General features: G+C 43.0%; 13 protein-coding genes, 3 tRNA genes and 3 rRNA genes. 16 read left to right on the top strand and 3 right to left on the bottom strand.

What is annotated here, in order from left to right; translation table 11 throughout:
• Nucleotides 1-69 precede the first annotated feature (69 nt).
• The 5 genes from dprA to RB151_RS21055 are packed head-to-tail and all read left to right on the top strand — an operon-like array spanning nucleotide 70 to nucleotide 3,379.
• Nucleotides 70-1,146, top strand: a complete 1,077-nt coding sequence (gene dprA / locus RB151_RS21075) for a DNA-processing protein DprA (protein ID WP_042847533.1) — start codon at nucleotides 70-72, stop codon at nucleotides 1,144-1,146.
• A gap of 30 nt (nucleotides 1,147-1,176) precedes the next feature.
• Complete coding sequence (locus tag RB151_RS21070; protein WP_042847532.1) at nucleotides 1,177-1,716, top strand: DNA topoisomerase family protein; 540 nt, start codon at nucleotides 1,177-1,179, stop codon at nucleotides 1,714-1,716.
• Between the two features lie 12 nt (nucleotides 1,717-1,728).
• Nucleotides 1,729-2,298: an L-threonylcarbamoyladenylate synthase type 1 TsaC gene (gene tsaC / locus RB151_RS21065; protein ID WP_048605774.1), complete on the top strand. Its 570-nt coding sequence runs from the start codon at nucleotides 1,729-1,731 to the stop codon at nucleotides 2,296-2,298.
• A 5-nt stretch (nucleotides 2,299-2,303) separates the two neighbouring features.
• Nucleotides 2,304-3,122 carry a shikimate dehydrogenase gene (gene aroE, locus RB151_RS21060; protein ID WP_071548714.1) on the top strand — a complete coding sequence of 273 codons (819 nt, stop codon included), beginning with the start codon at nucleotides 2,304-2,306 and terminating at the stop codon, nucleotides 3,120-3,122.
• On the top strand, nucleotides 3,119-3,379 hold the full coding sequence (locus RB151_RS21055) for a DUF1488 domain-containing protein (RefSeq protein ID WP_042847529.1): 261 nt from the start codon (nucleotides 3,119-3,121) through the stop codon (nucleotides 3,377-3,379). Before aroE ends, RB151_RS21055 begins: the two co-directional genes overlap by 4 nt.
• Here RB151_RS21055 and RB151_RS21050 read toward each other — a convergent pair.
• Nucleotides 3,355-3,900: a gamma carbonic anhydrase family protein gene (locus RB151_RS21050; protein ID WP_071548713.1), complete on the bottom strand. Its 546-nt coding sequence runs from the start codon at nucleotides 3,898-3,900 to the stop codon at nucleotides 3,355-3,357. The genes RB151_RS21055 and RB151_RS21050 overlap by 25 nt on opposite strands.
• A 586-nt stretch (nucleotides 3,901-4,486) precedes the next feature.
• On the opposite strand from RB151_RS21050, the gene RB151_RS21045 reads away from it, so the two are divergent.
• The 6 genes from RB151_RS21045 (at nucleotide 4,487) to RB151_RS21020 (ending at nucleotide 9,991) form a co-directional block, all read left to right on the top strand.
• Nucleotides 4,487-6,026 (top strand): 16S ribosomal RNA (locus RB151_RS21045).
• 138 nt (nucleotides 6,027-6,164) lie between these two features.
• Nucleotides 6,165-6,240: transfer RNA gene (locus tag RB151_RS21040), tRNA-Glu, on the top strand.
• Between the two features lie 357 nt (nucleotides 6,241-6,597).
• Nucleotides 6,598-9,506 (top strand): 23S ribosomal RNA (locus RB151_RS21035).
• Nucleotides 9,507-9,652: 146 nt separating this feature from the next.
• A 5S ribosomal RNA gene (gene rrf, locus RB151_RS21030) occupies nucleotides 9,653-9,768 on the top strand.
• Together the 16S, 23S and 5S rRNA genes with 3 tRNA genes alongside form the textbook arrangement of a ribosomal RNA operon.
• A 62-nt stretch (nucleotides 9,769-9,830) precedes the next feature.
• Nucleotides 9,831-9,907: transfer RNA gene (locus RB151_RS21025), tRNA-Asp, on the top strand.
• Nucleotides 9,908-9,915: 8 nt separating this feature from the next.
• A tRNA-Trp gene (locus RB151_RS21020) sits at nucleotides 9,916-9,991 on the top strand.
• A gap of 663 nt (nucleotides 9,992-10,654) precedes the next feature.
• Here RB151_RS21020 and hdfR read toward each other — a convergent pair.
• Nucleotides 10,655-11,512, bottom strand: coding sequence for an HTH-type transcriptional regulator HdfR (gene hdfR, locus RB151_RS21015; RefSeq protein ID WP_042845915.1), 858 nt, complete (start codon nucleotides 11,510-11,512; stop codon nucleotides 10,655-10,657).
• A gap of 112 nt (nucleotides 11,513-11,624) precedes the next feature.
• Between hdfR and RB151_RS21010 the strand changes: the two genes are divergently transcribed.
• Nucleotides 11,625-11,963 (top strand): DUF413 domain-containing protein, encoded by a 339-nt coding sequence (locus RB151_RS21010; protein WP_042845913.1) that lies wholly within the window; start codon nucleotides 11,625-11,627, stop codon nucleotides 11,961-11,963.
• A gap of 77 nt (nucleotides 11,964-12,040) precedes the next feature.
• Here the strand turns inward: RB151_RS21010 and RB151_RS21005 are convergent, their stop codons facing one another.
• On the bottom strand, nucleotides 12,041-13,567 hold the full coding sequence (locus tag RB151_RS21005) for a YifB family Mg chelatase-like AAA ATPase (protein ID WP_042845911.1): 1,527 nt from the start codon (nucleotides 13,565-13,567) through the stop codon (nucleotides 12,041-12,043).
• Between the two features lie 485 nt (nucleotides 13,568-14,052).
• Here RB151_RS21005 and RB151_RS21000 point away from each other — a divergent pair, with 485 nt between their 5' ends.
• From RB151_RS21000 to RB151_RS20985, 4 genes are all read left to right on the top strand, one after another.
• The gene (locus tag RB151_RS21000) at nucleotides 14,053-14,154 is read left to right on the top strand and encodes an IlvGEDA operon leader peptide (protein WP_071548712.1); all 102 of its coding nucleotides are present in this window, start codon (nucleotides 14,053-14,055) and stop codon (nucleotides 14,152-14,154) included.
• A gap of 134 nt (nucleotides 14,155-14,288) precedes the next feature.
• Entirely contained in the window at nucleotides 14,289-15,935 is a 1,647-nt protein-coding gene (gene ilvG, locus RB151_RS20995; protein ID WP_048605782.1) for an acetolactate synthase 2 catalytic subunit, read from the top strand.
• Entirely contained in the window at nucleotides 15,932-16,201 is a 270-nt protein-coding gene (gene ilvM, locus RB151_RS20990) for an acetolactate synthase 2 small subunit (RefSeq protein ID WP_042845909.1), read from the top strand. The genes ilvG and ilvM overlap by 4 nt, the downstream gene beginning before the upstream one ends.
• 11 nt (nucleotides 16,202-16,212) lie before the next feature.
• The gene (locus RB151_RS20985; protein WP_042845908.1) at nucleotides 16,213-17,139 is read left to right on the top strand and encodes a branched-chain amino acid transaminase; all 927 of its coding nucleotides are present in this window, start codon (nucleotides 16,213-16,215) and stop codon (nucleotides 17,137-17,139) included.
• The last annotated feature ends 53 nt before the right edge of the window (nucleotides 17,140-17,192 follow it).

Genomic DNA, 17,192 nt, shown 5'->3' with positions numbered 1-17,192 from the left:
CATATTGACAGTATTGGTTATCATTTGTTCACTGAAGAACCTATTTACTAATTTAGTCAGGATGACAAAATGAATACTCAAGAAATCTGGCTGAGAATGTCACAGGTAAAAAAGCTATTACCTCAGCGTGCAGTAAAAATAGTTAATGAGTTAACACTGTTAGATAAGGTTAGTCATCAAGCCTTACGAGACTGTGGTCTGAATGAGATGCAGCAATTGCAATTTCTTCATGTTCCAATGAATCGAATCGAAAAAGTACAAAAATGGCTCGCTAATCAAAATCATCAATTAATTACTTATCTTGACCCTAATTACCCACATCTCTTAAAGCAAATTTATCGTCCTCCCCTATTACTTTTTGTGGTGGGGCAAAGTGAATTGTTAGCAACGCCACAGGTTGCTTTAATTGGTAGCCGGCAAGCTAGCGAATATGGTCGAAAATGGACCAATATATTTACTAAAGACTTTGTGCAGCATGGGGTGACTATCACGAGTGGGCTTGCAATCGGTATTGATGGAATAAGCCACAAAGCTGCGCTTGACAATGATGGTAAAACCATCGCAGTTCTGGGAAGTGGTCTAGAAAATATTTATCCAAAACAACATTATGGGTTAGCTGAGCATATTAAAATGAATGGGGCACTAATTTCCGAATACTGGCCTAGCACTCCCCCATTACCCAAGCAGTTTCCGCAGCGAAATCGTATCATTAGCGGGTTAAGTAAAGCAGTTGTTGTGATAGAGGCAGGTATGAAAAGTGGTTCATTAATAACAGCGCGATATGCAATTGAACAAAATCGTGATCTTTTTACATTACCTGCTCCATTAGGTAACCCTGCGTTTGGAGGGAATCATTGGTTATTACAACAGGGGGCTTATTTATTAATAGAACCAAATGATGTTTTGCAGCATTTAGTTGATGGGTTAAATTGGATTCAAACGGAGTTACCTATAAATGAAAACCCACTTGAGTTTAATGTGGTAGAAAATAAAATTTTAGGTATGGTGGGGTACAAACCTACACCAGTAGATGTGATTGCAGAACAAACACAAGTCCCAATCACTCAAGTGATTTCTATTTTAACTGAAATGGAAATTAATGGAGTGATTTGCTCAAGTGCTGGTGGGTATATTAGATTAACTTAGCTTTATCGGCTAAAGAAAGTAGAGAATGATATGTCGAAACAGCTGCCTTTTGATACAGAAAAAAATGAATATTGCCCAGAATGTAACTCTATATTGGTGATCCGTAATAGTACACACGGCCCTTTTTTAGGTTGCTCAAGTTATCCTCAGTGCAATTATATGCGTCCACTTAGGGCAATGGTGGAAAGCCATATCATTAAAGTTTTAGACGGGCAATCTTGTCCGAAATGTGGTCATGATTTAGTGCTGAAACAAGGCCGATTTGGCATGTTCATAGGTTGTAGTAACTACCCTGAGTGTGAACATATTGAGCTAATTGATAAGCCGGATGAAACTAAAATTCCATGCCCACAATGCCAAAAAGGAAATTTATTGCAAAGAAAATCCCGTTTTGGGAAGACTTTTTATGCTTGTGATAATTACCCTAACTGTCAGTTTATATTAAATAATAAACCTGTGACTGGTAAATGTTTGTATTGTGAATATCCATTATTGATGGAAAAAAAGGGGGGACAAGGAGTAAGATTATTTTGTGCCAGCAAACGTTGCGGTAAGCAACAAGAAGAATAACGAGTTAAAACTATGCCAAATAAATCTACACCTGCAATTGAAAGTATTATTGTTTCATTACAAAAAGGGGAAGTTATTGCCTATCCAACGGAAGCTGTTTTTGGATTAGGTTGCGACCCTGATAACGAAAATGCAGTCAACAAGTTATTAGAACTAAAGCAACGCCCTTGGGAGAAAGGTTTAATTCTGATTGCTGATAGTTACGAACAATTAAAAGACTATGTTGATGATAAACAACTCACGGAAGAGCAAAAGCAAGCGATGTTCGCAACTTGGCCGGGCCCTGTAACCTGGGTGATACCCGCGAAAGCCTCTACACCAAAGTGGTTAACTGGCCAATTTGATACTTTAGCGGTGAGGGTTACTACTCACGAGTTAGTAAAAAAATTATGTCGTGAATATGGTAAACCGTTGGTGTCTACAAGCGCTAATTTAAGTGGGCTAGAGCCATGTAGAACAACAAATGAGGTTATTGCTCAATTCAACAAAAGTATTCCTGTTTTGGATGGGGTGGTTGGCGGTCGCCAAAACCCATCTGAAATTAGGGATGCTAAAACGGGTCAATTGTATCGTAAAGGGTAATGTTCATGGAAATGTTTGCGGTTTTTGGTAACCCGATTCAACACAGTAAATCACCATCTATACATAAAATGTTTGCGGAGCAAACAGGTATACTACTTGAATACGAAAAAATTTTAGCGCCTGTAGATAACTTTGAGCTCAGTTTAGCCGAATTTTTTTCTCAGGGGGGGAAAGGTGCAAACATTACTTTGCCATTTAAAGAAAGGGCATATCAGCTTGTTTCTGAGTTAACGGAAAGAGCCCAAGCCTGTGGCGCAGTTAATACTGTGATGAAGTTAGATGATAACCGCCTGCTTGGTGATAATACCGATGGCATGGGCCTATTGTTAGACCTCCAACGCTTAGAATTTATTCATCCGAATAGCAAGATACTAATGATCGGAGCTGGTGGGGCAACTCGGGGAGCGCTACTCCCCCTCTTGGAATATGGATGTAACATTACTCTAACGAATAGAACGTATGCCAAAGTAGAAACATTAGTTAATGAGTTTTCTTCACTAGGTAACATAAAAGGGATGCAGATCGAACAGATCACCTCTCCTGATTTTGATCTAATTATTAATGCAACTTCATCGGGTGTAAGTGGTGATATCCCGACAATAAACTCACTGATATTTACCAAAGAAGTTGCTTGTTACGATATGTTTTATCAATCTACATTGACGCCATTTTTATCTTTTGCATGTGAACATCAGGTGACAAAAATAGCGGATGGCCTTGGTATGCTTGTAGGGCAAGCTGCATTTTCTTTTAAGCTATGGCATGGTGTTCTCCCTGAAATTACGCCAGTTCTATCTGCTTTATATAAGGAATTGAAAGGGTGAACCAGCAAATTCAATTTCCTGATAGAGAAGAGTGGGATGAATTATCCAAGCAAGTACGTTTTCCTGTATTGATTAGCGGAATGCTTGCTGAATGTGCAGTTCCTCAGTCATTATTGTTTCAACGCTATGGTAAAGAAGAAACTCCTCTGAGGTTATTTCAGCAGCATCGATGGGATATAGAAGAAGAGTTTGAAGCCTTGATTGAACAAGGCCACGATGGCGCACATGGTCTTTACGTATTATCAGAGGCTAAATAGTTGTTTTTCCATTCGACATAGTTGTTTGCTGAATAACGTAAATGGCCTAACTCAGCATCAGTCAATTTTCGGATGGCTTTTGCTGGGCTTCCCGTATATAAGTAGCCAGATTCGAGTCTTTTCCCTTGAGTCACTAAACTGTTAGCACCAATAACGACATCATCTTCGATGATAGCCCCATCAATGATAATTGAGCCCATTCCAACTAGCGCTCTATTTCCTATAGTACAGCCATGTAGCATCACTTTATGACCTACGGTGACATCTTCGCCAATGATTAGCGGGTTACCAGTAGGATTGCTGCTTGATTTATGAGTAACATGCAAAACACAACCATCCTGAATGTTAGTCCTTGCGCCGATAGATATATAATTTACGTCACCACGTAAAACTGAAAGTGGCCAAATACTGACATCATTAGCTAAACGTACATCTCCAATCACAACTGCGGAAGGGTCAATAAAGACACTTGGTTCGACAGAAGGGGATATTCCTAGATAAGGGCGTAAAAGTTTGTTCATTTCTATGACCATTAAAAATATCAATATAAAGGTTAGAAACTAAAATAGTTAGTTCATCAACAATGGGAGTACCTAACAAGTTTCATTAAAGTAGAATTATAGGCAGAAATTAGCTTTTTTTATAACCATAATGAAGCTAAAAAACACAGAGTGATGATTTTATCCCCAAACGGCATTTTTTTTTAAAAAAAAGGTTGTGTAATTCTAATACCTCCCTATAATGCGCATCCGTTGTCACGATAAACCGGCTCGAAGAAAACCTCGAAGCCTTGTGATAACAGAGGTGAGAAAGAAAAAGTTGAAAATAAACGCTTGACTTTCTAAATAAAAAACGTAATATACGTCACCTCGCGACAACGACCTAAGTTAATAAAAACTGAGTCAAATTTCCAAAAGAAATGTCGCAACGCTCTTTAACAATTTATCAGACAATCTGTGTGGGCACTCACAGGACACTATCAAAAAAATATTTGATTTTAAGTCTTGAAGAGTGACTAACACGTTAATTCATATATATGAACTAATAGGTAATCTGGTTTCTTCGGAAATCAGGCGACAGTAAACATTCTTTGAGCATCAAGCTTTTTAATTGAAGAGTTTGATCATGGCTCAGATTGAACGCTGGCGGCAGGCCTAACACATGCAAGTCGAGCGGTAACAGGGGAAGCTTGCTTCTCGCTGACGAGCGGCGGACGGGTGAGTAATGTATGGGGATCTGCCCGATAGAGGGGGATAACCACTGGAAACGGTGGCTAATACCGCATAATCTCTTAGGAGCAAAGCAGGGGAACTTCGGTCCTTGCGCTATCGGATGAACCCATATGGGATTAGCTAGTAGGTGGGGTAATGGCTCACCTAGGCGACGATCCCTAGCTGGTCTGAGAGGATGATCAGCCACACTGGGACTGAGACACGGCCCAGACTCCTACGGGAGGCAGCAGTGGGGAATATTGCACAATGGGCGCAAGCCTGATGCAGCCATGCCGCGTGTATGAAGAAGGCCTTAGGGTTGTAAAGTACTTTCAGTCGGGAGGAAGGCGTTGATGCTAATATCATCAACGATTGACGTTACCGACAGAAGAAGCACCGGCTAACTCCGTGCCAGCAGCCGCGGTAATACGGAGGGTGCAAGCGTTAATCGGAATTACTGGGCGTAAAGCGCACGCAGGCGGTTGATTAAGTTAGATGTGAAATCCCCGGGCTTAACCTGGGAATGGCATCTAAGACTGGTCAGCTAGAGTCTTGTAGAGGGGGGTAGAATTCCATGTGTAGCGGTGAAATGCGTAGAGATGTGGAGGAATACCGGTGGCGAAGGCGGCCCCCTGGACAAAGACTGACGCTCAGGTGCGAAAGCGTGGGGAGCAAACAGGATTAGATACCCTGGTAGTCCACGCTGTAAACGATGTCGATTTGAAGGTTGTTCCCTTGAGGAGTGGCTTTCGGAGCTAACGCGTTAAATCGACCGCCTGGGGAGTACGGCCGCAAGGTTAAAACTCAAATGAATTGACGGGGGCCCGCACAAGCGGTGGAGCATGTGGTTTAATTCGATGCAACGCGAAGAACCTTACCTACTCTTGACATCCAGAGAATTTAGCAGAGATGCTTTAGTGCCTTCGGGAACTCTGAGACAGGTGCTGCATGGCTGTCGTCAGCTCGTGTTGTGAAATGTTGGGTTAAGTCCCGCAACGAGCGCAACCCTTATCCTTTGTTGCCAGCGATTCGGTCGGGAACTCAAAGGAGACTGCCGGTGATAAACCGGAGGAAGGTGGGGATGACGTCAAGTCATCATGGCCCTTACGAGTAGGGCTACACACGTGCTACAATGGCGTATACAAAGAGAAGCGACCTCGCGAGAGCAAGCGGAACTCATAAAGTACGTCGTAGTCCGGATTGGAGTCTGCAACTCGACTCCATGAAGTCGGAATCGCTAGTAATCGTAGATCAGAATGCTACGGTGAATACGTTCCCGGGCCTTGTACACACCGCCCGTCACACCATGGGAGTGGGTTGCAAAAGAAGTAGGTAGCTTAACCTTCGGGAGGGCGCTTACCACTTTGTGATTCATGACTGGGGTGAAGTCGTAACAAGGTAACCGTAGGGGAACCTGCGGTTGGATCACCTCCTTACCATTGAAGTGTTTTTGTGAAGTGCTCACACAGATTGTCTGATAGAAAGTAGAGCAATGGCTTTACGTGGGAGACTTATTCGAAAGGATAAGACTTACACGAAAATAGCAAAACGGTGTTTTGCAATTGAATTTTCGTGTCCCCTTCGTCTAGAGGCCTAGGACACCGCCCTTTCACGGCGGTAACAGGGGTTCGAATCCCCTAGGGGACGCCAATTGCGCCGATATCGAGTGAAAGACGATGTCCCCAATAATGATTAAGCCAATTACATTGTAGTTGGTTTAACAATTATGCTCTTTAACAATCTGGAACAAGCTGAAAATTGAAAACAACGCACATTGTTTATCGCTTAAACAATGTGAGAGTCTCTCAAAAATCTCAACTTGAAGTGTTTTTCAAACACACAAACGAGTGGCATGAGCGAGCAGTGTGAAATTCAAGGCGGCTAGCGCACAGCAAGCGCAGCGTACAATAGTACGTGAGCATTGCGAGCACTACCCAACGAAGAAGTTCACCACGCACAGCCATGACGTTAAGTGTTGTCTGATAAAAAGACACCTTCGGGTTGTGAGGTTAAGCGACTAAGCGTACACGGTGGATGCCTAGGCAATCAGAGGCGATGAAGGACGTGCTAATCTGCGATAAGCGTCGGTAAGGTGATATGAACCGTTATACCCGACGATTTCCGAATGGGGAAACCCAGTGCAATCCGTTGCACTATCGTTTGATGAATACATAGTCAAACGAAGCGAACCGGGGGAACTGAAACATCTCAGTACCCCGAGGAAAAGAAATCAACCGAGATTCCCCTAGTAGCGGCGAGCGAACGGGGAGCAGCCCAGAGTCTTAATCAGCATTAGTATCAGGAGAACGGTCTGGAAAGTCCGGCAGTAAAGGGTGATAGCCCCGTATCTGAAGATATTAGTGTTGTGAACTCGACGAGTAGGGCGGGACACGTGTTATCCTGTCTGAATATGGGGGGACCATCCTCCAAGGCTAAATACTCCTGATTGACCGATAGTGAACCAGTACCGTGAGGGAAAGGCGAAAAGAACCCCGGCGAGGGGAGTGAAATAGAACCTGAAACCGTGTACGTACAAGCAGTGGGAGCCTTGATTTATCAGGGTGACTGCGTACCTTTTGTATAATGGGTCAGCGACTTATATTCTGTAGCAAGGTTAACCGTATAGGGGAGCCGTAGGGAAACCGAGTCTTAACTGGGCGAATGAGTTGCAGGGTATAGACCCGAAACCCGGTGATCTAGCCATGGGCAGGTTGAAGGTTGGGTAACACTAACTGGAGGACCGAACCGACTAATGTTGAAAAATTAGCGGATGACTTGTGGCTGGGGGTGAAAGGCCAATCAAACCGGGAGATAGCTGGTTCTCCCCGAAAGCTATTTAGGTAGCGCCTCGTGAACTCATCTTCGGGGGTAGAGCACTGTTTCGACTAGGGGGTCATCCCGACTTACCAACTCGATGCAAACTACGAATACCGAAGAATGTTATCACGGGAGACACACGGCGGGTGCTAACGTTCGTCGTGAAGAGGGAAACAACCCAGACCGCCAGCTAAGGTCCCAAAGTCATAGTTAAGTGGGAAACGAAGTGGGAAGGCTCAGACAGCCAGGATGTTGGCTTAGAAGCAGCCATCATTTAAAGAAAGCGTAATAGCTCACTGGTCGAGTCGGCCTGCGCGGAAGATGTAACGGGGCTAAACTATGCACCGAAGCTGCGGCAGCGATATGTAAATATTGTTGGGTAGGGGAGCGTTCTGTAAGCCTGTGAAGGTGTGCTGTGAGGCATGCTGGAGGTATCAGAAGTGCGAATGCTGACATAAGTAACGATAATGCGGGTGAAAAACCCGCACGCCGGAAGACCAAGGGTTCCTGTCCAACGTTAATCGGGGCAGGGTGAGTCGACCCCTAAGGCGAGGCAGAAATGCGTAGTCGATGGGAAACGGGTTAATATTCCCGTACTGGTGATAATTGCGATGGGGGGACGGAGAAGGCTAGGCTGGCCGGGCGACGGTTGTCCCGGTTTAAGGATGTAGGCAGGTGAATTAGGCAAATCCGGTTCACTATATGCTGAGGTCTGATGACGAGTCACTACGGTGGCGAAGTAGCTCATGCCCCGCTTCCAGGAAAAGCCTCTAAGCTCTAGATTATCATTAATCGTACCCCAAACCGACACAGGTGGTCAGGTAGAGAATACTCAGGCGCTTGAGAGAACTCGGGTGAAGGAACTAGGCAAAATGGTGCCGTAACTTCGGGAGAAGGCACGCTGGCGCTAGGTGAAGTGGTTTACCCATGGAGCTGAAGCCAGTCGCAGATACCAGCTGGCTGCAACTGTTTATTAAAAACACAGCACTGTGCAAACACGAAAGTGGACGTATACGGTGTGACGCCTGCCCGGTGCTGGAAGGTTAATTGATGGGGTTATCCGTAAGGAGAAGCTCTTGATCGAAGCCCCAGTAAACGGCGGCCGTAACTATAACGGTCCTAAGGTAGCGAAATTCCTTGTCGGGTAAGTTCCGACCTGCACGAATGGCGTAATGATGGCCAGGCTGTCTCCACCCGAGACTCAGTGAAATTGAACTCGCTGTGAAGATGCAGTGTACCCGCGGCAAGACGGAAAGACCCCGTGAACCTTTACTATAGCTTGACACTGAACATTGAGCCTTGATGTGTAGGATAGGTGGGAGGCTTTGAAGTGTGGACGCCAGTCTGCATGGAGCCAACCTTGAAATACCACCCTTTAATGTTTGATGTTCTAACGTTGCCCCGTTATCCGGGGTGCGGACAGTGTCTGGTGGGTAGTTTGACTGGGGCGGTCTCCTCCCAAAGAGTAACGGAGGAGCACGAAGGTTGGCTAAGCATGGTCGGACATCATGCGGTTAGTGCAAAGGCATAAGCCAGCTTGACTGCGAGAGTGACGGCTCGAGCAGGTACGAAAGTAGGTCTTAGTGATCCGGTGGTTCTGAATGGAAGGGCCATCGCTCAACGGATAAAAGGTACTCCGGGGATAACAGGCTGATACCGCCCAAGAGTTCATATCGACGGCGGTGTTTGGCACCTCGATGTCGGCTCATCACATCCTGGGGCTGAAGTAGGTCCCAAGGGTACGGCTGTTCGCCGTTTAAAGTGGTACGCGAGCTGGGTTTAGAACGTCGTGAGACAGTTCGGTCCCTATCTGCCGTGGGCGTTGGAAGATTGAAAGGGGCTGCTCCTAGTACGAGAGGACCGGAGTGGACGCACCACTGGTGTTCGGGTTGTCATGCCAATGGCATTGCCCGGTAGCTAAGTGCGGAAGAGATAACCGCTGAAAGCATCTAAGCGGGAAACTTGCCTTGAGATGAGTCTTCCCTGACCCTTTAAGGGTCCTAAAGGAACGTTTAAGACTAAGACGTTGATAGGTTGGGTGTGTAAGCATAGCGATATGTTGAGCTAACCAATACTAATGAACCGTGAGGCTTAACCTGACAACACCGAAGGTGTTTTAGAGATTGAGAGATGAGGTTGATTCAATGAGCGTGAGAAGCCGAGAGGCGAGGGACACAGCAGCTTGTTCAAGATTGCAGTTCTGGTTTAGTGACGAAATGTACTAAACGGGAACAAACCGAATTTGTCTGGCGGCAATAGCGCGGTGGTCCCACCTGACCCCATGCCGAACTCAGCAGTGAAACGCCGTAGCGCCGATGGTAGTGTGGGGTCTCCCCATGTGAGAGTAGGGAACTGCCAGACATTAATTAAAAATTTATTGCTTATAAGAAGCAGTAAATTGCCGAAAGGCGAAAAGAATAAGTGGAGCGGTAGTTCAGTTGGTTAGAATACCTGCCTGTCACGCAGGGGGTCGCGGGTTCGAGTCCCGTCCGTTCCGCCACTTAATTTAGGGGCGTAGTTCAATTGGTAGAGCACCGGTCTCCAAAACCGGGTGTTGGGAGTTCGAGCCTCTCCGCCCCTGCCAGTTACCAATTAAGTAATAATAAAAGAAGTATCTATTGATAACCCGATTACCTTAATCGGGTTTTTCTTTATATACCATCCGGTTGCCACGTAATAACTCCTTTCCATTTATATTAATAATCCCCTTACTAATCTATGAATAGCTCAATACTTCTGCCTATTTATTTAATTTTTATTATTTAATTTTTAAACGCAAAAATTATCTACTTACCTATATCATTGTTTAATAATTGTGCTCTTTTGCTGTTTTAGTTAGCTAATCTATTAGTGGCTTAACTAATTATTTACTCTGAAATTTTTATACTGTGCTCACAGATAAAGGTTAAAGTTTCAGTTGAATAAAATCATAGTTATAAGACGGATAAGTTAGCTAAAGTAGAGGGATGCATGAGGTTTTTTGTTGTTTTAAGATAACTAGTAATCAATAGACTAAAAAAACGTTATAAACCATATGCTAATGGACGGTTACATTGCTTTTGGCTTTTGCCATTAATGACCAAGCGCTATTATTCTTAACTTTCATTGATGAGCTTTGACATAAATTTGTATTATTCACTAGAAGTGATTAAAGCAACGTTTATTCATATTAACCCTTTAGTTGATACCCGCTAGGCGTTATTAGTAAATACGGGCAGCTCAGCAATAGTATAGAGACGAGTAAAACTTACTCGTCTTTTGGGTTTTCTTCGGTCAATAGAGCGTTTTTTATTGGTGTTTTAATCAACTGATTAATAAGCGCTTGCTGATCATTTTTTTGTAACCAGACAGCATAGAGAGGTTTACTTATTGAAGTTTCTGAGAGAGTTTTTAAGCCTGGGTATTGATATACCCAATGTGCAGGTAAAAATGCAGCTGAAAGCGATACAGGAAGTAATTGACGGGTAATATGAGCAGAGGTGGTTATCATTACTGGCGTATCATCTTGCGTTAATATGGATTCACTTTTAGGCTGAAAATCGGCCCCCCACTCAAGCTTGATATAATTATATTTTGTTAATGCAACATTTTTTTGTGAAGCCATCAGTTGTAAGTCAATAGTACCAATAATGGTACTTTCGAACTCATCCATTTTGGGCGGTTCAGTTGCAATTAATAAATCTAATTCTCTTGAATGAAGCTGTTTGACTAATGATTGACGTGTAGAAACCCTTGCTTCAAGCCGTAACTCATCGTGTTGACTATAAAGAGCTTCTATCCAGTCTACTAAATAACCTTCCCAAAGAGATGCTGTTGCACCAATTGAAAGCTCTGTATGTTGTGATGCATGGGATATTTCTTTTTTGGCTTGTAACCATGTATTCATCAATGATTCAGCATATGGAACGAGTCTTTCACCTGCTGCGGTTAAGCGGATATTATTTCTATGGCGGGTAAAGAGACTTGTTCCGAGTTGAGTTTCTAATTGTCGAATACGAAAGCTGACTGCTGATTGTGTCAAATAGAGTGATTCTGCGGCTCTACCGAAGTGCCTAGTTTTACTAACTTCTAAAAAAGTTCTCAATAACTCGCTGTCCACACTCATCTCCAATTTTTTTTGTCGTGATGATTTAAATGTTTTGTTTTACAGATTGCTTATGCTGTCTAATACTCCGCGCCATATAGAGTTTGACTGTAATAAGTTAGGAGTGTGTCAGATGGCAGATAGCTTCATCACGACTAATCGTTTTTTTGATAACAAAAATTACCCACGTGGCTTTTCTCGTCATGGTGATTTCACCATCAAGGAAGCCCAGTTACTAGAACGCCTAGGCCAAGCTTTTAATGAGCTAGATACTGGTAAACGTGCGGCACAGACAGAAGAAGAAAAACTTTTCGTTGCTGTATGTCGCGGCGAGCGTGAACCAGCTACCCCTGAAGAAAAAGTTTGGGCAAAATATTCTAGTCGTATTAACCGTCCAAAACGTTTCCATACTTTATCAGGCGGCAAACCTCAGATAGACCCATCGGAAGACTACACCGATACAGATGATTAATATTGTCATCGTATGTTAAGAGGGACTTCGGTCCCTTTATTTTTATCCGATAATTAATATTCTCTTCTCTACCCCGCTCAGCTTACTTGTTTTTGCAAATGAAGCAATAACTTATCCATTGTCCTGTACCCAAGGGCTTCTAATAAATGTGCCCGTTCTATATGCTCAGATGCATTAAGATCGGCAATGGTCCTAGAAACCCTTAATACCCTGTGCCAAGCCCGAATAGAAAGCCCTAACTTATTTAACGCATGCTCTAAGAATAACGCATCTTTATCCTTTAGCGGGCAAAATTGTGTGGTTTCTCTCGACGTGAGTAAATTATTTATTTTTCCTGCACGCTCAAGTTGCCTATTTCTAGCCGTGATCACTCTTTGCCTGACTTGTTCACTAGTTTCACCTTGATAATTTTGATTGCTTAATGAGCCGATAGGTAATAATGGTATTTCAATCGAAATATCAAATCTATCTAGAAAAGGGCCTGATATATGCGAAAGATAGCGCAATATGCGGGCGGGAGATGAGCGGCTCATTTCACCTTGGTAGTGACCTGTTGGACTTGGATTAAGTGCAGCAATGAGTTGAAAGTTTGCAGGGTAGCAAACTTTTGCTTTTGCACGAGAAATACTCACTCTTTTTGACTCAAGAGGTTCTCTTAATGAATCAAGGACAGAACGACTGAATTCAGGTAATTCATCTAAAAATAAAATGCCATTATGAGCAAGAGAGATTTCGCCAGGTTTTGGAAGAGAACCCCCGCCGATTAATGCAGCTATTGATGTGCTGTGATGAGGCGTTCTAAAAGGCCTTATAGGCCAATTCACTTTATCACGAGTGGTTTCAGTCAGGCTATATAATGAAGCGACCTCTAGTGCCTCCTGAGGCGTTAATGGAGGCAATAAAGTCATTAACCTGCTGGCTAGCATTGTTTTTCCTGTACCAGGGGGGCCTAGTAGAAGTAAATTATGACCACCTGTGGCGCAAATTTCTAATGCACGTTTTCCTTGTTCTTGCCCAATAATATCATTGATATCACCTTCATATCGAGCCGATGAGGGGGCTTCGTGGATTTGTTGGTTACTGGCTAAGACCTGTTTACCATGTAAGAAGTGGCAAAGTTCTAACAAAGATGTTGCAAAATGGACGCTATTGTCAGCGAGTAAGCTTAATTGGTGCTGATTTTCAATTGAAAGTATTAATACTCGACGTTGTTCTAATGCTGATTGTGCTGCAGGAATGGCACTGTTGACGTAACGTATCAGACCAGATAATGCCAGTTCACCTAAAAACTCATGTTGATTTAATGTTTCATTAGGAATTTGTCCAGATGATGCAAGAATAGCAATTGCAATTGCAAGGTCGTAGCGCCCACTTTCTTTTGGTAAATCTGCAGGCGCTAAATTTACGGTCATTTTTTTAGCGGGATATTCAAACCCACTATTTAGTAAAGCACTTCTTACCCGATCCCTAGCTTCTTTGACGGCGGTTTCAGGGAGACCAACAAGTGTTAGGCCAGGAAGCCCATTACTAATATGAGCTTCAACAGTGACAAGTGGAGCTTCCATGCCAATCGATGCTCTAGTATAAACAATCGCCAATGTCATAAGCCCTCCAATATTATTTGAGTTAACAGAGTAATATTCTGTTGAGAATAAATTGATTTGTAGAGCTGTTTTGTTGTATTTGCGAAGCGGTTCGATAATTTAATTACTTAGTTTCATAGCTGTTTCAGTTTTTTAGAAAACGGCTCGAAATGTTGGTATAACAAAGGTTGCCGTTATTTAATAAAGAATTAAGAATGGAGATACCTTGGATAGGCATCAATAAAACTAATCAATGGGTAGGTGTATTTTTACCTGCTTTTATTTGTGGAGTCTGGATGATGTAGCTGATTGTGCTATCAATTACATTTAAAATTACTGTGAAATTACCTTTTTAATGGTTTTTTATTCTTATTTTTATTTAACATTATGATTTTAAAGTAGTTAAATATTTTGAAAATAAATAAATTAAATAAAAGTTGTCAAAGTGATTTTAAAATGATACCTCTTTAATAAAGATAATTAAGAATGTTGAAAAATTAAAACTCATGAACGCATTTATCCAAGCAGTTAGCCTAATTATTATTCGTGTGGTGGTGATTATTATCCCACCGTGCGGGGCTGCACTTGGACGACGAAGGCTAAAATAACAGCCAGATCTCACGAGAACCCCGCACCGAAAGGCGCGGGGTTTTTTTTGACACTAAAGTTTGTTAAAGCAAATAAAATAGATAAAACATAATAAATACAAATAGATAAAAAGTGGACGGACAGGAGATAAAGCATGAACGGAGCACAATGGTTAGTTCAAGCATTGCGAGCACAAGGTGTTGATACGGTATTTGGCTATCCTGGTGGTGCAATTATGCCAGTTTATGATGCGTTATATGACGGTGGTGTGGAACATCTGCTGTGTAGGCATGAACAAGGCGCAGTGATAGCAGCAATAGGTTATGCGCGCTCAACAGGTAAAACAGGTGTGTGTATCGCGACATCAGGGCCTGGGGCAACAAATGTTATTACAGGATTGGCGGATGCTTTGTTAGACTCGGTTCCGGTTGTTGCTATCACTGGTCAAGTTGCCTCTGAGTTTATCGGAACAGATGCTTTTCAGGAAATTGATGTCTTAGGGTTATCTTTGGCCTGTACTAAACATAGCTTTTTAGTTGAAGCGATAGAAGATTTACCTCGCATCCTTGCTGAAGCTTTCGCAATCGCAAATAGTGGACGTCCTGGACCTGTACTGATTGATATTCCGAAAGATATTCAACTACAACATGCTGAACTATCTCCATTCCTAATGCCTGTTGAACAAGAGACGACCTCTCCATTATCTGAAATCCAGCAAGCAAGAGCATTATTACAACAATCCGAAAAACCGATGTTGTACATTGGTGGCGGTGTTGGGATGTCTGGAGCTGTTAGTGAATTACGAAAATTTATTGAATTTACAGGTATTCCCTCTGTTGCAACATTGAAGGGCTTAGGTGCTGCACACCCATCTGATGAAAATTATTTGGGGATGTTGGGTATGCATGGCACTAAAGCAGCAAATATTTCCGTACAACGCTGTGATTTACTGATAGCTGTTGGTGCTCGCTTTGATGACCGAGTCACAGGTAAATTAAATACTTTTGCTCCGAATGCTAAAGTCATTCACCTTGACATCGACCACGTTGAGCTGGATAAGCTAAGGCAAACTCACGTTGCATTACATGGTGATGCGAAGGCTTTATTACCTGAACTGGCACTTAAAAAATCAATCGCTCCTTGGCAGCAGGAAGTTCAGCAACTGAAGAAAGAATTTGGTTGGCGTTATGATCACCCTGGAGAGCTCATCTATGCGCCACTCTTATTGAAACAACTATCAGATAAAATGAAGCCAAATACGGTGATTACGACGGATGTCGGACAACACCAAATGTGGTCTGCACAACATATCACCGTCGATGGCCCAGAGAATTTTTTAACATCAAGTGGCTTAGGCACGATGGGGTTTGGTATCCCAGCGGCAATTGGAGCCCAAGTTGCAAGACCTGAAGATGTTGTTGTCTGTGTATCTGGTGATGGTTCTTTTATGATGAATGTCCAAGAACTTGGAACCATTAAACGTAAACAGCTTCCCGTAAAAATTCTGTTAATTGATAACCAACGCTTAGGCATGGTTCGCCAATGGCAAGAACTGTTTTTTGAGCAGCGTTATAGTGAAACTATTTTGACAGATAACCCAGATTTTATCGCATTAGCTAGCGCATTTGGCATTAAAGGCCGACGTATTACTGACAAATCTGAAGTGAATGCTGCCCTTGATGAGCTGTTAAATAGTGAGGGCGCTTATTTATTACAAGTGTCCATTAATGAATTAGAAAATGTCTGGCCATTGGTTCCACCTGGGGCTAGTAATGAAAAAATGATGGAGAAACCATTATGATACAACATCAACTCTCAATATCGGCCCGTTTCCGTCCTGAGGTTTTAGAGCGTATATTAAGGGTCACCCGCCATCGCGGATTTCGTATTAGTGCCATGAATATGGGCCAGTCAATAGATGGCGATAATGTTAACATTAAACTGACCGTAAGTAGTCCGAGGCCGTTAACGCAACTTTGTGCTCAGTTAACTAAGCTCTCAGATATTACGGAAGTTGAAGTACTACAACAAGAATCACGACTATTAAGCACACAAAGTGCAATGTAAGGAATATACAAATGACTAAGAAAGCTGACTTTATTTGGTTTAACGGTGAAATGACGCCATGGGCTGATGCAAAGGTTCATGTAATGTCTCATGCTCTGCACTATGGTACATCTGTGTTTGAAGGCGTCCGTTGCTATGATTCACATAAAGGTCCTGTGGTCTTTCGCCATCGTGAACACATGCAACGTTTGCATGATTCAGCAAAAATTTACCGTATGCCTGTCAGCTATAGCGTTGAAGAATTAATGGAAGCATGCCGTGAGACGCTGCGTAAAAATAACTTAGTCAGTGCGTATATTCGTCCATTAGTATTTATTGGTGATGTCGGCATGGGTGTAAACCCACCAGAAGGCTACAACACCGATGTCATTTTAGCTGCTTTCCCATGGGGTGCCTATTTAGGTGAAGAAGCACTTGATCAAGGTATTGATGCAATGGTGTCTTCTTGGAATCGTGTCGCACCAAATACCATTCCTACAGGTGCAAAAGCGGGTGGTAACTACTTATCATCTTTGTTGGTTGGTAGCGAAGCACGTCGCCATGGCTATCAAGAAGGTATCGCACTAGATGTTCATGGCTATTTGTCAGAAGGTGCGGGTGAAAATATTTTTGAAGTGAAAGACGGTATCTTGTACACCCCACCATTTACCTCTTCAGCTTTACCGGGGATTACGCGTGATGCAATCCTAACACTAGCAAAAGATATGGGCATTGAAGTACGTGAACAGACACTGTCTCGCGAATCACTGTATTTAGCAGATGAAGTCTTTATGACAGGAACCGCAGCAGAAATCACCCCTGTTCGTAGTGTTGATGGCATTCAAGTAGGAATTGGCCGCTGTGGCCCTGTGACGAAAAAAATTCAGCAAGCATTCTTTGGCCTGTTCACTGGAGCAACTGAAGACAAATGGGGCTGGTTAGATCAAGTAAACCCTTAATAACTAAATTGAAATAGATGTTACAGGCGGACGTTCCCCGCCTGTTTTAAACA

Origin of the sequence: Providencia rettgeri, from assembly GCF_001874625.1 — a bacterium.
GTDB lineage: Bacteria > Pseudomonadota > Gammaproteobacteria > Enterobacterales > Enterobacteriaceae > Providencia > Providencia huashanensis.
The sequence above is the reverse complement of the archived record's forward strand: the minus strand, read 5'-3'. Positions and strand labels throughout refer to the sequence as shown.

What these genes read in the sequence shown, in the direction of transcription:
- RB151_RS21005 (WP_042845911.1), bottom strand. Translation starts at nt 13,567, where the DNA reads ATGACATTGGCGATTGTTTATACTAGAGCATCGATTGGCATGGAAGCT.
- RB151_RS21070 (WP_042847532.1), top strand. Translation starts at nt 1,177, where the DNA reads ATGTCGAAACAGCTGCCTTTTGATACAGAAAAAAATGAATATTGCCCA.
- ilvG (WP_048605782.1), top strand. Translation starts at nt 14,289, where the DNA reads ATGAACGGAGCACAATGGTTAGTTCAAGCATTGCGAGCACAAGGTGTT.
- dprA (WP_042847533.1), top strand. Translation starts at nt 70, where the DNA reads ATGAATACTCAAGAAATCTGGCTGAGAATGTCACAGGTAAAAAAGCTA.
- tsaC (WP_048605774.1), top strand. Translation starts at nt 1,729, where the DNA reads ATGCCAAATAAATCTACACCTGCAATTGAAAGTATTATTGTTTCATTA.
- ilvM (WP_042845909.1), top strand. Translation starts at nt 15,932, where the DNA reads ATGATACAACATCAACTCTCAATATCGGCCCGTTTCCGTCCTGAGGTT.
- RB151_RS21010 (WP_042845913.1), top strand. Translation starts at nt 11,625, where the DNA reads ATGGCAGATAGCTTCATCACGACTAATCGTTTTTTTGATAACAAAAAT.
- aroE (WP_071548714.1), top strand. Translation starts at nt 2,304, where the DNA reads ATGGAAATGTTTGCGGTTTTTGGTAACCCGATTCAACACAGTAAATCA.
- hdfR (WP_042845915.1), bottom strand. Translation starts at nt 11,512, where the DNA reads ATGAGTGTGGACAGCGAGTTATTGAGAACTTTTTTAGAAGTTAGTAAA.
- RB151_RS21000 (WP_071548712.1), top strand. Translation starts at nt 14,053, where the DNA reads ATGAACGCATTTATCCAAGCAGTTAGCCTAATTATTATTCGTGTGGTG.
- RB151_RS20985 (WP_042845908.1), top strand. Translation starts at nt 16,213, where the DNA reads ATGACTAAGAAAGCTGACTTTATTTGGTTTAACGGTGAAATGACGCCA.
- RB151_RS21050 (WP_071548713.1), bottom strand. Translation starts at nt 3,900, where the DNA reads ATGAACAAACTTTTACGCCCTTATCTAGGAATATCCCCTTCTGTCGAA.